The 14678-nt window shown below is 63.6% G+C and carries 14 protein-coding genes; all 14 read left to right on the top strand.

From position 1 onward, the window contains the following. Nucleotides 1-78: 78 nt before the first annotated feature. The gene (locus BM235_RS27340) at nt 79-1422 is read left to right on the top strand and encodes a 5'-deoxyadenosine deaminase (RefSeq protein ID WP_090117430.1); all 1344 of its coding nucleotides are present in this window, start codon (nt 79-81) and stop codon (nt 1420-1422) included. Nucleotides 1423-1443: 21 nt separating this feature from the next. Then, a complete protein-coding gene (locus BM235_RS27335; RefSeq protein WP_255374629.1) occupies nt 1444-2490 on the top strand; it encodes an XdhC family protein in 1047 nt (348 codons plus the stop codon). Next, nucleotides 2396-3025, top strand: coding sequence for a nucleotidyltransferase family protein (locus BM235_RS27330; RefSeq protein WP_158543812.1), 630 nt, complete (start codon nt 2396-2398; stop codon nt 3023-3025). Before BM235_RS27335 ends, BM235_RS27330 begins: the two co-directional genes overlap by 95 nt. Nucleotides 3026-3219: 194 nt before the next feature. Next, complete coding sequence (locus BM235_RS27325; protein WP_255374628.1) at nt 3220-4425, top strand: BMP family ABC transporter substrate-binding protein; 1206 nt, start codon at nt 3220-3222, stop codon at nt 4423-4425. A gap of 138 nt (nt 4426-4563) precedes the next feature. Further along, nucleotides 4564-6090, top strand: coding sequence for an ABC transporter ATP-binding protein (locus BM235_RS27320; protein ID WP_090117428.1), 1527 nt, complete (start codon nt 4564-4566; stop codon nt 6088-6090). Then, nucleotides 6087-7202 (top strand): ABC transporter permease, encoded by a 1116-nt coding sequence (locus BM235_RS27315; RefSeq protein WP_090117427.1) that lies wholly within the window; start codon nt 6087-6089, stop codon nt 7200-7202. Before BM235_RS27320 ends, BM235_RS27315 begins: the two co-directional genes overlap by 4 nt. Nucleotides 7203-7218: 16 nt before the next feature. Beyond that, nucleotides 7219-8148 (top strand): ABC transporter permease, encoded by a 930-nt coding sequence (locus BM235_RS27310; RefSeq protein ID WP_090117426.1) that lies wholly within the window; start codon nt 7219-7221, stop codon nt 8146-8148. Between the two features lie 23 nt (nt 8149-8171). Beyond that, complete coding sequence (locus tag BM235_RS27305) at nt 8172-9116, top strand: FAD binding domain-containing protein (protein WP_090117425.1); 945 nt, start codon at nt 8172-8174, stop codon at nt 9114-9116. Beyond that, nucleotides 9107-11368: a xanthine dehydrogenase subunit D gene (pucD, locus tag BM235_RS27300; protein WP_090117424.1), complete on the top strand. Its 2262-nt coding sequence runs from the start codon at nt 9107-9109 to the stop codon at nt 11366-11368. The genes BM235_RS27305 and pucD overlap by 10 nt, the downstream gene beginning before the upstream one ends. Before the next feature lie 13 nt (nt 11369-11381). Continuing rightward, entirely contained in the window at nt 11382-11888 is a 507-nt protein-coding gene (locus BM235_RS27295) for a (2Fe-2S)-binding protein (RefSeq protein ID WP_090117423.1), read from the top strand. After that, complete coding sequence (locus tag BM235_RS27290; protein ID WP_090117422.1) at nt 11885-12376, top strand: nucleoside deaminase; 492 nt, start codon at nt 11885-11887, stop codon at nt 12374-12376. The genes BM235_RS27295 and BM235_RS27290 overlap by 4 nt, the downstream gene beginning before the upstream one ends. Beyond that, nucleotides 12373-12894, top strand: coding sequence for a 2-oxo-4-hydroxy-4-carboxy-5-ureidoimidazoline decarboxylase (gene uraD / locus BM235_RS27285; protein WP_199408941.1), 522 nt, complete (start codon nt 12373-12375; stop codon nt 12892-12894). Before BM235_RS27290 ends, uraD begins: the two co-directional genes overlap by 4 nt. Nucleotides 12895-12910: 16 nt before the next feature. Continuing rightward, nucleotides 12911-13261: a hydroxyisourate hydrolase gene (uraH, locus tag BM235_RS27280; RefSeq protein ID WP_090117421.1), complete on the top strand. Its 351-nt coding sequence runs from the start codon at nt 12911-12913 to the stop codon at nt 13259-13261. Between the two features lie 30 nt (nt 13262-13291). Then, a complete protein-coding gene (gene allB / locus BM235_RS27275) occupies nt 13292-14677 on the top strand; it encodes an allantoinase AllB (protein ID WP_090117420.1) in 1386 nt (461 codons plus the stop codon). The last annotated feature ends 1 nt before the right edge of the window (nt 14678 follow it).

The raw sequence follows: 14678 nt of genomic DNA, 5'->3' as shown, positions 1-14678 counted from the left end.
ACGGAAGTTAAAGCGGCATTTCTTCTATTATATATGCACGTCCGATTTTATGTGGCTGAACCGGGGAGAGCGGATGCGATGGATACGGAAACGAGCTCGAAAATATGGATACGCGACGCTCTCGTTTTGACCATGAACGCGGACAATGAAGTGATCGCAGGAGACGTGCTCGTCGAGGGCGGTAGGATCGTTCGGATCGGAGCCGACATCGATGCGCCGGACGCGGAGGTGATCGACGCCGGCGGGAAGGTGCTGCTGCCCGGTTTCGTACAGACGCATATCCACCTATGCCAAACGCTGTTCCGCGGACGGGCCGACGATTTGGCGCTGATCGATTGGCTGCGCAAGCGCATCTGGCCGCTCGAGGCCGCGCATAGCGAAGATTCGGTTTATTACTCCGCGCTGCTCGGGATCGGCGAGCTGATCCGAAGCGGGACGACGACGATTCTCGATATGGAGACGGTTCATCATGCGGACGCGGCTTTTCGGGCGATCGAGGAGAGCGGGATTCGCGCTTTTTCCGGCAAGGTCATGATGGATCACGGCACGGAGGTGCCGCTCGCCCTTCAGGAGACGACGGAGCGATCGCTTCAGGAGAGCGTAGACCTGCTGGAAAAGTGGCATGGCGCGGCGAACGGACGAATCCAATATGCGTTCTGTCCCCGCTTCGTCGTCTCGTGTACGGAGGAGCTGCTGATCGGCGTGCGGGATTTATCCGCGAAGTACGGCGTGCGCGTGCACACCCACGCGTCGGAAAATCAGGACGAGATCGCGTTGGTCGAAGCCGAGCGCGGCATGCGAAACGTCGTTTATTTGGACCATATCGGCCTTGCGCGCCCGAATTTGATCCTCGCGCACAGCATCTGGCTCGACGAAGCGGAAAAGGCGATCATTCAAAAGCGCGGCGTGAAGGTGACGCATTGTCCGGGTTCCAATCTGAAGCTCGCTTCGGGCATCGCCGAGGTGCCCTCGCTGCTCGAGATGGGCATACCGGTCGGACTCGGCGCGGACGGCGCGCCTTGCAACAACAACCTCGACATGTTTCAGGAAATGCGCCTTGCGGCGTTTATTCAAAAGGTGCGGCACGGACCGACGGTCATGGACGCGAGGAAGGTGCTGCGGATGGCGACGATGGGCGGCGCCGAGGTGCTTGGGCTCGAAGGCGAGATCGGCAGCGTCGAAATCGGCAAAAAAGCGGACCTGCAGCTGCTTGATTTGGAGGATTTTCATGTTTATCCGTCCTACGACGCCGACATCTTTTCCCGGGTCGTATACGCAGCCACCCGCGGCGACGTCGACACGGTGTTGATCGACGGCAAGGTCGTCATGTCGGGCAAAAGCGTGTTGACGGTCGACCGCCGCCGCGTGCTGACGGAGTCGGACCGATCGCTCAAGGCGCTGCTGGCGCGGATCGGCATCTGAACTAAAAAGGGGGCGGCGGCCTTGGAAGCCTGCGAAATCGTGGAACATTGGATGACGGATGCCGCTCCCGCGTTGCTCGCCACGGTCATCGGCGTCGAGGGCCATGCTTACCGCAAACCGGGCGCGATGATGCTGCTGTACGCGGACGGAAGAAAATGCGGGACGATCAGTCCCGGCTGTCTAGAGAGCGACTTGCTCGAGCGGACGTCCGGATTGCTGGCATCGGGTCGCAGCGAAATGGTTCGGTACAACATGAAATCCGAGGAGGATGCGGTATGGGGCGAAGCCGTCGGCTGTGGCGGCATCGTCGACGTACTGCTGGAGCCGCTGGACGGCGCCGCGGCCGACGCGTTTCGCGAGCTGGGCGTCCTGCTGCGAGCCGGGGAGGGCGCTTCGCTTCTTCGCTATCGGCAAGGAGACGGGATTGTTTACGAGGTCCGTAACTTGCAGGCGGCGAGTGTCGCGACGCTGCCGCGAGCCGTTCGTTCGGCGAGGCTGCTGTTCGCGCAGTCTATCGCGCCGCGGCCGCGGCTCTTGCTGTTCGGCGCCGGCTACGATGCGGAGCCCGTCGCGCGAATCGCAAGCGCGCTCGGGTTCAGGGTGACCGTGGCGGACTGGCGGCCCGGATTGCTCTCGCGCGAGCGCTTTCCGGGCGTGGAGCTCTTATGCGGTTCTCCGGCCGAGATCGCGGTCTCGCTGGGGACGGGGCCTGCCGATTATGCGCTGGTGATGGGCCACCAGCTGCAAAGGGACAGGGCGCTGATCGAGGCGCTGCTGTCCATAAAGCCTGCGTACGTCGGCGTGATCGGTTCGTCGCGGCGAATCGCGCATCTGTTCGACGGCCTGCCGATGCCGCCATTCGTCCATGCGCCGGTCGGGCTTCCGATCGGCGCGGAAGGGCCGGAAGAGATCGCGATCAGCGTCGCCGCGGAATTGGTCGCGATCCGGAGGAAGGGCAAAGGCGGTGGTGCGGATGAACGCGTTGAACATCGCGGCTATCTACCTGGCGGCCGGGCAGAGCGTCCGGATGGGCAGGCCGAAGCCGTCCCTGGCGTTTGCGGATGGTGAACGCCTCGGCGAAAAGGGGTGGCGGGCGCTGCGGGCGAGCGGCGCCGTATCGCATGCCTTCGCCGTCGTAAGTCCGGAAGATCCGCTTATATGGCTGCGCGACGCTTCCGAAGCGGCGGTCGTGCGCAGTCCCGAGTCGAGGCTCGGCATGTCTTATTCGATCCGTGCCGGGCTTCGGGCCGCGCGAGCGCATTCGCCGGACGCGGTGCTTATCGCGTTGGCCGATCAGCCGTTTTTAACGCCTTTGTTATTCAAACGCCTTGCCTGCGCGTTCTCGGATTCGCTTTCGCTTGACTTTGCTGCCTGCGATTATGGCAGCTTTTCTGCCCCGCCCGCGATCTTTTCTCCTCGCTTGTACGATGCTTTAGAAGCGCTGGAAGGCGATGCCGGGGCGAGGAAGCTTTTAAATGACCGCGCCTACAACGGAATCCGTATTCCTATCGAAGACGAACGGATCGCCATGGATGTCGATACGCCGGAAGATTGGCAAACGGTGAAGCGAATGTCGTCTGAAACGTTCGGATATAAGATTTGAATGGCATGATATTCCCCGGCATCTGAATGGATCATTCGGAAGTGCGCCATGCACAATTCGAACAACGGCGAATTAGACGATTCTCCAATGAGATGTTATCTATGTTGACGTTGAAATGACGCGATTCTATATTGGGATTACGTCATTGGTGCACGCCAAATCGACCAACAAACAGAGAGTCGGGGAGGAACGGTATGAAAAAGATTAAAAGCACGTGGAGCGCAAGTCTGGTATTCGTCGTCATGATGGTGCTCGTGCTGTCGGGCTGCGGCAATTCGAACAACGGCGAGAGCGCCGGTTCATCGGCATCGTCCTCGGAATCGCCAAGCGCATCGACCTCCGCTAGCGCGGCGCCAAGCCCGTCGGCATCGGCTTCGCCATCGGCGGCAGCGTCCGGCGATGGCATCGCGAATCCCCGCGTCGCGTTCGTCTATATCGGCCCTCCGGGAGACGGCGGCTGGACGTTCCAGCACGATCAAGGCGTCAAGTACATGGAGAAAGAGCTTGGAATCAAGGCCGACACGGTCGAAAACGTGCCGGAGAGCGCCGACGCGGAGCGGATCATCACCGAGCTCGCGCAAAACCACGATATCATTTTCACGACCAGCTTCGGTTATATGGACTACACGCTGAACGTCGCCAAGAAGTTCCCGAACGTCAAGTTCGAGCATGCGGGCGGCTATAAGACGAACGACAACATGGCCACCTACTTCGGCAAAAATTGGGAGGCCAGCTATCTGAGCGGCATCGCGGCAGGCAAGATGACGAAGAAAAACCATCTCGGCTACGTCGCGGCGTTCCCGATTCCGGAGCTTATTTATAACATCAACGCCTTCACGCTGGGCGCGCAATCCGTCAACAAGGACGTCAAGGTCGACGTCGTCTGGACGAACACCTGGTTCGATCCGACGACCGAGCGCAATGCGGCCATGAGTCTGCTCGACAAGGGCGCCGACGTGCTGATGGCCTACCAAGACTCGCCGGCTTCGCTCCAAGCGGCCGCGGAGAAGGGCGCGATGGCGGGCGGCAACGACTCCGACATGACGCGTTACGCGCCGAAGGCTTACCTGACGAACCCGATCTGGAACTGGGGCCCTTACTACGTGAAGAAGGTCAAGGCGCTGATGGATGGCACCTGGACCAACGATCAATACTTGGGCTCCTTCACGGACGGCATGGTCGACATCGCGCCGATCGGCGAGAGCGTTCCGGACGACGTGAAGAAGCTGGTCGAAGATCAGAAGGCGAAGTTCCTCGCCGGCGATGACAACATCTATAGCGGCCCGATCCTCGATCAGAGCGGCGCGGAGAAAATCCCGAGCGGCAAATCGCTGACGGATGCCGAGATCCTCGAGATGAACTGGTTCGTCCAAGGCGTCGAAGGCACGATCCCGCAGTAAAGTCCGCATGCAGGTTTTCAACAAATCCTTTGCGCCAAGGGAGTTATAGATTTAAGGCGGCGAAGGCGGACGTACCGGGAAAGCAATCGGCAGACGGGAGGGGGCGGCCCCTCCCCCGTACGAAGGAGGACAAAAACGATGCACGCTATCGAGATGCGCCGGATCGTCAAGCAGTTCGGGGATGTCGTCGCCAACGATCACGTGGACTTTACGGCAGGGGCGGGAGAGATCCATGCGCTGCTCGGGGAAAACGGGGCGGGCAAGAGCACGATGATGTGCATGCTGTCCGGCGTCTATCGCCCCACGAGCGGAGAGATCCTGCTTCGCGGCGAGCAGGTCCGCATCCGCTCGCCCAAGGACGCCGCCAAGCTCGGCGTCGGCATGGTGTACCAGAACTTCAGGCTCGTCGCCACGCTGACGGCCGCGGAGAATATCGTGCTCGGCGAGCGCTCGTCCTTCTGGCGCGGCCCGAACTGGATGAAAAACAAGCAGCGGGAGATTAAGGGGCTGGCCGAGAAATTCGGCCTGGCCTTCCCGGTCGACCGCCCGATCTGGCAGCTGTCGGTGGGCGAGCAGCAGCGCGTGGAGATCGTCAAGACGCTGTACCGCGGCGCGCAGTTCATCATCCTCGACGAACCGACCTCCGTGCTGACGCCCGGCGAGGCGGATCAGTTGTTCGAGACGCTGCGAACGATGAGGGCGGAGGGCAAGACCGTCATCGTGACGACGCACAAGTTGAAGGAAGTCATGGCCGTCGCCGACCGCATCTCGGTCATGCGCAAAGGGAAGATGATCCACACGATCGACAAAAAGGATACGAACGAGAGAGAGCTGGCCAGACTGATGGTCGGCAAAGAGGTCGTCGCGCAGCGAGATCTGCCTGCTCGAACGCCGGGAAGGACGCTGCTCGAAGTCAATCGGCTGGAAGTCGCGGCCGAGCACGGACGCAAAGCGCTGGACGGCTTGTCCCTCAGCATTCGCGCCGGAGAGATCGTAGGCATCGCAGGCGTCGCGGGCAACGGCCAGAAGGAGCTCGCCGAAGTGCTGACCGGCCTCATCCCGTGGCGCCGCGGGCAGATCGAGTTCGACGGCAAGCCGCTCCGCAATGCGTCCGTGCGCGGCGCGATCGAAGCGGGCATCTCGCACGTGCCGGAAAACCGCATGAAAAGCGGGCTGGCCGGCAGCCTCGGACTCGTCGACAATTTGCTGTTCAAGTCTTACCGGTCCGCCGACCGCGCCAGGCTCGGCTTTCTGCGCATCGGCCGCAACAAAGCCTGGGGCCAGCGGCTGGTCGAGGAGTTCGACGTGCGGACGCCCGGCATCGACACGCCGGTGCAGCAGCTCTCGGGCGGCAATCAGCAGAAGCTGTTATTCGCGCGCGAGATCCATCACGATCCGAAGCTGATGGTCGCGGTGCATCCGACGCAAGGGCTCGACGTCGGCGCGACCGAGGGCGTGCACCGGCTGCTCGCCAAGCTGCGCGCCGAGGACAAGAGCGTGCTGCTCATCTCGGAGGATCTCGACGAGGTGATGCAGCTCTCCGATCGCATCCTCGTCATTTTCGGCGGGCGCATCGTCGCCGAGCTGGGCCGCGGAGAAGCGGACAGGGAGATCATCGGCATGTACATGGCCGGACTGCACGGAGCGGAGGAGGAAGCGATATGAGCAAGATCCAAGCCGCATCCGCGCTGCCGCTCGAGCCGGCCGAAGCGCCGCGCCGCCGCCGCTTTTCGTACCGTATCGAGATCGATCCGTCGGGTACCCGCAATCCTTGGTGGATCACGCCGCTCTCCATCCTGCTCGCGCTCGTGCTATGCGGCATTTTCATCGCCGCCAACGGCATGAATCCGATGACCGTTTACGCGAAAATGATCAAAGGCGCCTTCGGCTCCTCGTTCGGCATCACCGAGACGCTCGTCAAGGCGATCCCGCTCCTCTTGTGCGGCATCGGCGTGGCGATCGCCTACCGCATTTCCGTCTGGAACATCGGCGCAGAAGGCCAGTTCCTCGTCGGCGCCGTGGCGGCCACGGCCGTCACGATTTGGTTCCCCGCCCTTCCGATATACGGCACGATCCCGCTCATGGTCGTCTTCGCGATCGCGGCCGGCGGCATATGGGGATTGCTTACGGCGATTCCCCGCACCTATTTCCAGGTCAACGAGCTCGTCACCTCGCTCATGCTGAACTACGTCGCGATCCTGCTGCTCGACTACTTCGTGTTCGGGCCCTGGAAGGATCCGAAAGGTTTCAATTTCCCCGGCACTCCGATGTTTAACGATGCGCAGACGCTTCCGGCGCTGGGCGATACGCGGCTTCACTTCGGCCTCGTGTTCGCGATCGTCGCCGTCGTCCTGTACGGACTGCTCGTCAAATACACGAAGTGGGGCTACGAGCTGCGGCTCATCGGCGCCAATCCCGAAGCGGCCAAAAACGCCGGCATTCCGATCAAACGCCACATTTTGCTCGTCATGCTCATCAGCGGAGGCCTCGCGGGTCTCGCCGGCATGGCGGAGGTGTCCGGCGTATCGCACCGGCTCATGTACGGCATTTCGCCGGGTTATGGCTATACGGCGATCATCGTCGCTTGGCTCGCCAAGCTGAATCCGATCGGCCTCGTCGTCTCCGCCGTCCTGTTCGGCGGCCTGATCGTCGGCGGCTACAGCGTGCAGACGATCGGCTTGCCGTCGTCCATCTCCAACATGATTCAAGGCGCGATATTGTTTTTCCTGATCGCAGGCGGCATGTTCGGCAAGTTCCGGCTGCGGCGCAACGCTTAGTAGAGGAGAGATCGACATGGACACCTTCACGCAGATCGTCATCGCCGCGATCTCTTCCGGCACGCCGCTGCTGTTCGCCGCGCTCGGCGGCATCCTGATCGAACGCTCCGGCATCATTCAGCTCGGCGCGGAAGGGATCATGCTGCTTGGCGCCGTCATTTCCTGCATGACGTTCATCCATACGGGCAGCCTGCCTCTCGCGCTGCTCGCGGTCGCCGGCATCAGCATCGCGCTCGGACTGGTCCATGCCTTCATGACGGTGACGCTCCGGGCGAACCAGACGGTGAGCGGCCTCGCGATGACGCTGTTCGGCACGGGACTCAGCGCCTATCTGGGCAAGTCGGTCGCGGGCACCCCGATACCGGGCTCGGTGCCGAAGCTCGACCTGGACTTCTTGGACGGCGTGCCTTTTTTAAGCGACGTATTCGGTCACTTGAACGTGCTCACTTGGTTCAGCTTCGCGCTTGTCGTCGTCCTGCATTTGTTTATTCACCGCACCTCCTGGGGACTGCATCTGCGCGCCATCGGCGACAATCCGGCGACTGCCGACGTCATGGGCATCCGCGTGCAGACGTTCCGTTACGGCTACGTCATCGCCGGCACGATCCTAATCGGCCTGGCCGGCGCCGACATGCTGCTCGCCTATTCGCCGACTTGGACCGAAGGGATGACCGCCGGCCGCGGATGGATCGCCGTCGCGCTCATCATTTTCGCCAGGTGGAATCCGGTTCGCGCGCTGCTATGCGCTTACTTTTTCGGCGCGATGGACACGATCGGCTTCAAGATCCAGCTGATCGGCAGCGAGATTCCGTCTTACTTTCTGAAGATGATTCCTTACGTCGTCACGATCCTCGTGCTCATGTATCTCGGCTGGCGCAGCCGCAACAAGCTGTCAGGCACGCCGCAGTCGCTTGGACTGCCTTATATCCGGGAACAGCGATTCTAGTCGCGAAAAAGGGGGAGAACGCCATGGCTCATTCGCACGAAGCGCTTCTGCGGTCTCCCTACGTCTGGCATCCGATTTGCGCGCGCGAAGCTTGGCATCTGAAACAAGAGATTGACGCAGGAGCGGTATTCGTCGCCGGCGGCACGCTGCTGCGCACGCAGTGGGAAGCCGGACTCGTCACTTTCCCCGCGCATCTCATCGATCTGTCCGGCATAGCGGATATGACCGGCATCGGACGCTCGGACGAGGATGGCCGCGGCTGGCGAATCGGCGCATTGGCGACGCTCGCGGAGTGCCGCAGCCATCCCGGCCTCGCCGCGGACTTCCCGCTAGTGAAGGAAGCCGCGCGCGTCATCGCGGCGCCGGCGGTGCGCAACTTGGCGACGATCGGCGGCAACGTCCTTTCCCGTACGGGAGATATGGCGACCGCGCTGCTCGCGCTGGATGCGGAGCTGCTGTGGCTGAACGATGCCGGCACGCATTCCGAGCCGCTGTCGGCTTGGCTGGACCGGGAGCGCGAAGGCATAAGCGGCGCGCCGGGGTTGCTGCTCGCGATTCTGCCTTCCGCTTTTTTGGGCGTATCCATGATTTCGAAGACAAGGCGCTTTTGCGCTTTTCATAAAGCCGGCCGCCGGGAAGCGTTTATCCCGCCGGTCGTGAACGTGGCGCTGAACGTCGCGTTCGACGAAGGCGGCGCGGTCGCGGACATTCGCATCGCGGCCGGCGGCGGTACGATGATTCCGGCGCGCCTGGCGGCCGCCGAAGCGCTGACGCTGGGCCGGGTGCCAGACGCGGCGCTGCTCGCGGCGCTGCATGCGGCGGTCAACGAAGAATACGCGCCCAAGCCGGATCCGTTCGTCGGGGAAGCCTACCGTCGGATGACGGCGGCCAATCTCGTCGCGGCCGCGTTATGGAAGGCGGGCTCCGATGCCCGAGCGTCCGGAGAGGAGGGGGAGCCGTGCTGCTGAACCGAGATACGAGCGGCCGCCGTTGGCGCATCCGTCCCGACGGCCCCGGCAAAGTGACGGGCGAGCTGGAATACCTGACGGACTTGTCGCTGCCGAACATGCTGATCGGCCGGGTGCTCCGCAGTCCGCATCCCCACGCGTACATCCGCAGCGTGGACGTGTCGAAGGCGCTGGCGCTGCCCGGCGTGCACGCGGCGCTCACCGCGAAGGACGTCCCGGGGCTCAACCGCTTCGGCATCGCCCGCCCCGACTATCCGGTTTTCTGCGAGGATCGCGTCCGCTTCATCGGCGACGCCGTCGCGGCCGTCGCCGCGGAGTCCGACGAGCTCGCGGAGCTCGCGCTGGCGGCGATCGAGGTCGATTACGAGCCGCTGCCGGTCGTGGACGATCCCGAGCGAGCGATTCTGGGCGATTCGCCCTTGTTGTACGAAGAAGGCAACGTGTTCCATCGCAACGGGTACAAGTTCGGCGATATCGAGGCCGGCTTTGCCGCAGCCGCGCATATCGTCGAGGAGACTTATTCCACGCCCCGGCAGATGCACACGTATATGGAAACCGAAGGCGGCCTGTTCGTGCCTGGCGAGGACGGCAGGCTCACGGCATACTCCCCGACGCAGCACGGCTTCATGGACCGAATGCAGCTGTCCCGCATCCTGGCGAAGCCCGAGGAGGACATCCGCGTCGTGTCGAGTCCGATCGGCGGCTCGTTCGGCGGCAAGGACGAGCTGAACGTGCAGCCGTACGGCGCCCTCCTGGCGCTGGCGACCGGCCGTCCCGTGAAGCTTCACAACTCGAGGTGGGAGTCGGTTCGCGCCGGCCTCAAGCGCCATCCGATGAAGATTACGATGAAGACGGGCGTTGACGCCTACGGTCGGCTCGTCGCGCACCGGGCTTACGTCATTGCCGACAAAGGGCCTTATTCGACGCTCGGCGCGGAGGTGTTGAACTTCGCGACGGAGCATGTCGTCGGTCCGTACCGCTTCAAGGCTGTCGACGTGGACACCGTATCGGCCTTCACGAACAACGGGATGTCGGGCGAGTTCAGAGGCTTCGGCGGCAACCAGGCGATCTTCGCGCTGGAGGGACAGCTCGACCGGCTGGCCGCGCTGCTCGGAATGGACCCTTGGGAGCTTCGGCGCCGCAATCTGCGGCGAGCGGAGGATCCCGGCCCGCTCGGGCAGCCGATCTCGGTGACGGGCGGCGCCGGCCAGGTATGGGCGTCGCTCGAGGGAAGCGCGCTTTGGCGAAGAAGAAGCGAGCCGCCTGCGTCGGCGCCGTCCGCGCCTTGGTTAAAACGAGGCATCGGCGCCGCCTACGTTATGCACGCCGCGGGACTCGGCGTCGGCATCCCCGATCCTGCTGGCGGACGGCTGCAGCTGCGGGGCGACGGCAAAATCGAGGCCTTTTTCGGCTACGAGGAGTTCGGCCAGGGACTGATCGCTTCGCTCATGCAGATGCTGATCGAGATGTTCGGCTTCGCCGAGCGCGACATCGTCATCACGATCGGGGACACGGACGTCGTCCCCGACAGCGGCTCCACGACCGCCTCGCGGGCGACGAGCATGATGTGGCAATCGCTGCGCCGGCTCCGCGGCCCGTTCGCCGGCAAGCTGCTCGAGGCGGCTTCCCGCGCGCTCGCGCTGCCCGCGGAAACGCTGGCGATCGGCGAAGACGGCATCCGCGGCGCTAAGGACGGCCGGCTGCTCTTAAGCTACGCCGCGCTCGCCGGGGCCGCCGGGCAGCCCATCGCGGCGCAGACGCACTTCAGTTATCCGACGTCGCCAGTCGACCGGGTCGGCGCGCATTATATGTATTCGTACTCCGCCGTGGCTGTCGAGGTTGAAGTTAACACCCTGACCGGGCGCGTCCATGTCGTCGACCAATATCATGCCGTCGCCGCCGGTCCTGTCGTTAATCCGCAGGGCTACCTCGGCCAGATCGAGGGGGGAAGCAGCATGGCGCTCGGCTTCGCGCTGACGGAGGACGCAGTTATGAGCGGCGGGCATTATTTGACTAAAAACCTGGACACCTATCTCGTGCCGACGATCGTCGAGCAAAACGGAGCCGTGACGGTGGACGCGATCGAGGAGCTCCCCGAAGGCGACGAGCACGGGCCGCGCGGGCTTGGCGAGCTGGGCTCCGTGGGATTGGCGCCGGCTATAGCGGAGGCGGTCTATCAGGCGACCGGCAAACGCGCGAGCAAGCTGCCGATCGATCCCGCCCTGCTGCAGGAACCGATCCGCTTCAATTAAGGAGGCGAGCGAAATGATCGAGAGAGCGCCGATATCGGCGGATCCTTCCGCCAAGCTTAACATCAACGTTAACGGCAGGGAGGCTGTGCTGGACGTCCCGCCGTCGAAGCGGCTGCTGCACGTGCTGCGCGAAGATCTCGGCCTCACCGGCACGAAGCGATCCTGCGAGATGGGGCGCTGCGGCGCCTGCATGGTGCTCGTGGACGGCAAAGCGGTCAATTCGTGCCTGGCGATGGCCTATCAATGCGAGGGCAAATCGGTCACGACGATCGAGGGCTTGTCCGAAGGCGGCTTGACGCCGGTCCAGCAGTGCTTCCTCGAGGAAGGCGGCTACCAGTGCGGCTATTGTACGCCGGGCATGGTCGTGTCGGTCACCGCGATGCTGGCGAACGATCCTTCGCCGAGCGACGCGGATATCGAGGAGGCGCTATCGGGCAATCTGTGCAGGTGCACCGGTTACGGGGGCATTTGGCGGGCGGTCAAAAAAGCGATCGAGCTGAAAAAGGAGCAAACGGGATGAACGGTAACGAGAAGGAGCTTCATTTGTTTTACATCCGCAAATGCGTGGAAGTGTCGCGCAAGGCGCGGGCCGCGGGCAATACGCCGTTCGGCTGCGTGTTGGTCGGTCCCGACGGCGACGTCCTCATGGAGCAGGGCAACGTCGAGATTACCGGTCGCGTCTGCACCGGCCATGCGGAGACATCGCTCATGCAGCGCGCCTCGCTCGAATATCCGAAGGATTTTTTGTGGCGCAGCACGCTGTATTCAACGGCCGAGCCGTGCGCGATGTGCACGGGCGCGATCTATTGGGGCAACGTCGGACGCGTCGTGTACGGCATCTCCGAGCATCGGCTGGCCGAGCTGACCGGCGACGACGAGCAGAATCTGACGCTCGACATGCCCTGCCGGGACATTCTGGCCAGAGGCCGCAAGCCGATCGAGGTCGTCGGGCCTTTTCCCGAGATCGAGCTAGAGGTCGTGGCGGTCCACGAGGGGTATTGGAAATGAGCGGCGCAAGGGACGGAAAAATGTCGTTGTCGGTCATAAACGAGCTTGACCGGGAGCAGTTCGCAGCGGCGCTTGGCAGCGTGTTCGAGCATTCGCCCTGGGTAGCGGAGTCTGCTTGGTCGGGGCGTCCGTATGCGTCGGTCGGCGCGCTGCACGAAGCGATGATGGACGTCGTCCGCGGTTCGCCGAAGGATCGGCTGATCGCGTTTTTAAGAGCGCATCCGGACCTCGGGACGCGGCTCGCCGTCACGCCTTATTCGGCGTCGGAGCAGGCCGGCGCGGGGCTCGACCGCTTGACGGCGGAGGAGTACGAGATCTTTACGAACCTGAACAAGACGTACGTGGAGCGATTCGGATTTCCGTTTATTCTCGCCGTAAAGGGCAAAGGCAAGGAAGAGATTCTGGAAGCGATGCGGACGCGCGCGAACCATGACGCGGAGCGGGAGCTGTCGGAAGCGCTCGCGCAAATCTCGCGTATCACGGGCTTTAGGCTCGCGGATCTGCTGGCGGACGAATAGAGGGGAGGCGGCTCGGATGAGCGGCAAACTGACGACCCATGTGCTCGATACATCGATCGGGCGCCCTGCGGCAGGCATGCGCGTTCAGTTGTTCGGCATAGGCGAAGGCTTGACGGCGCGGACGCTGCTCGGGGAAGCTTTCACGAACGAGGAAGGCAGGCTTGACGCTCCGCTGCTGGAAGGCGATCGGTTAGCGGAAGGGACCTACGAGCTGCTGTTCGGCGTCGGCGATTATTTTCGGGGGAATGCGCATGCGTTTTTTTTAAGCCAGGTGCCGATTCGATTCGAGGTATCGGAGCCGTCGAGCCATTATCACGTGCCGCTGCTGGTCTCGCCGGGCGGTTACAGCACGTACCGGGGCAGTTGAATGGCGGTTCGACGGAAGGAGAGATAGGAGATGGGAGATGGCTACGACCTGATCGTCAAGGGCGGCTTCGTCGCGCTGCCGGATGAAGCGGCATACCTCGACATCGGCGTAAGGGGCGGGAAAATCGCCGCGATCGGCGCGGACCTTCGCGCAGGCCCGGACGCCAAGCTCGTCGATGCGCGGGGAAAATGGGTGCTGCCGGGCATGGTGGACGCCCACGTGCATCTCAACGAGCCGGGCATGGGGCACTGGGAGGGCTTCGCGTCGGGTTCCGCGGCGCTGGCGGCGGGCGGCTGCACGACGTTCATCGACATGCCGCTGAACGGTCTGCCCCCGACCGTGAACGCGGAGGCGCTGGGGATGAAGGCCGACCTCGCGGCGGGCGTGTCGAGCGTCGACTACGCGTTCTGGGGCGGGCTCGTGCCGGGCAACGCGAACGATCTGAAGCCGCTTCACGAGGCCGGCGTCGCCGGCTTCAAGGCGTTTTTGTCCGATCCGGGCGGAGAGACGGAGGACCGATTCAGGGAAGTCGACGACGTGACGCTGCTGGAGGGCATGCGGACGATCGCTTCGTTCGGCGGTCTGCTCGGCCTTCACGCGGAGAGCGACGCGATCACCTCGCGTCTCGCGGCGAAGGCAGCCGCCGAAGGCCGTACGGACGCGGCGGACTTCATCGCCTCCCGGCCCATCGTGGCGGAGCTCGAGGCCGTGAGCCGCGCGCTGCTGTTCGCGCGGGAGACGGGCTGCCGCCTGCACTTCGTGCACATGAGCAGCCCGGAGGCGGTGGAGCTGATCGCCCGGGCGAAGCGCGAGGGGCTCGACGTCACGGCCGAGACATGCCCGCATTATCTCGCGCTGAGCGACCGGGACATGGCGCGGATCGGCCCCGCCGCCAAATGCGCGCCGCCGATGCGCGACGATGCGCGGCGCGAGCGGCTATGGCAGCAGGTCGCCGCTGGCTTGATCGACGTGATCGCCTCGGACCACTCCCCTTCGCCGGAGGCTTGGAAGTCGATGGAGGGCCGCACGTTCATGAGCGCCTGGGGCGGCATCGCCGGCGCGCAGAGCAGCCTGGAGCTGATGCTGGACGAAGGCGTCGTGAAGCGCGGGCTTCCGCTGCCGGTCATCGCCAAGCTGCTCGCAGACGGTCCCGCGCGGCGTTTCGGGCTCGACGGCCGAAAAGGACGGATCGCGGTCGGCCTGGACGCCGATCTGGCGATCGTCGATCCGGCGGCCGCCTATACGCTCGAGCGCGAGGATTTGTACCAAAGACATCGTCACAGTCCTTATATCGGAAGAAGGTTCTCTTGCAGGGTCGTGAACACGTTCGTGCGCGGACTGCTGGTTTATTCGCTGAACGAGGGCATCGTTGCAGCGGGCTGCGGCGAACAACTGAGCCCGCCGAGGAAAGGGTGAA

Origin of the sequence: Cohnella sp. OV330 (assembly GCF_900112065.1) — a bacterium.
Classification (GTDB): Bacteria; Bacillota; Bacilli; order Paenibacillales; family Paenibacillaceae; genus Cohnella.
Note: the sequence above shows the minus strand (reverse complement) of the source record. Positions and strands in the feature narration are given on the sequence as shown.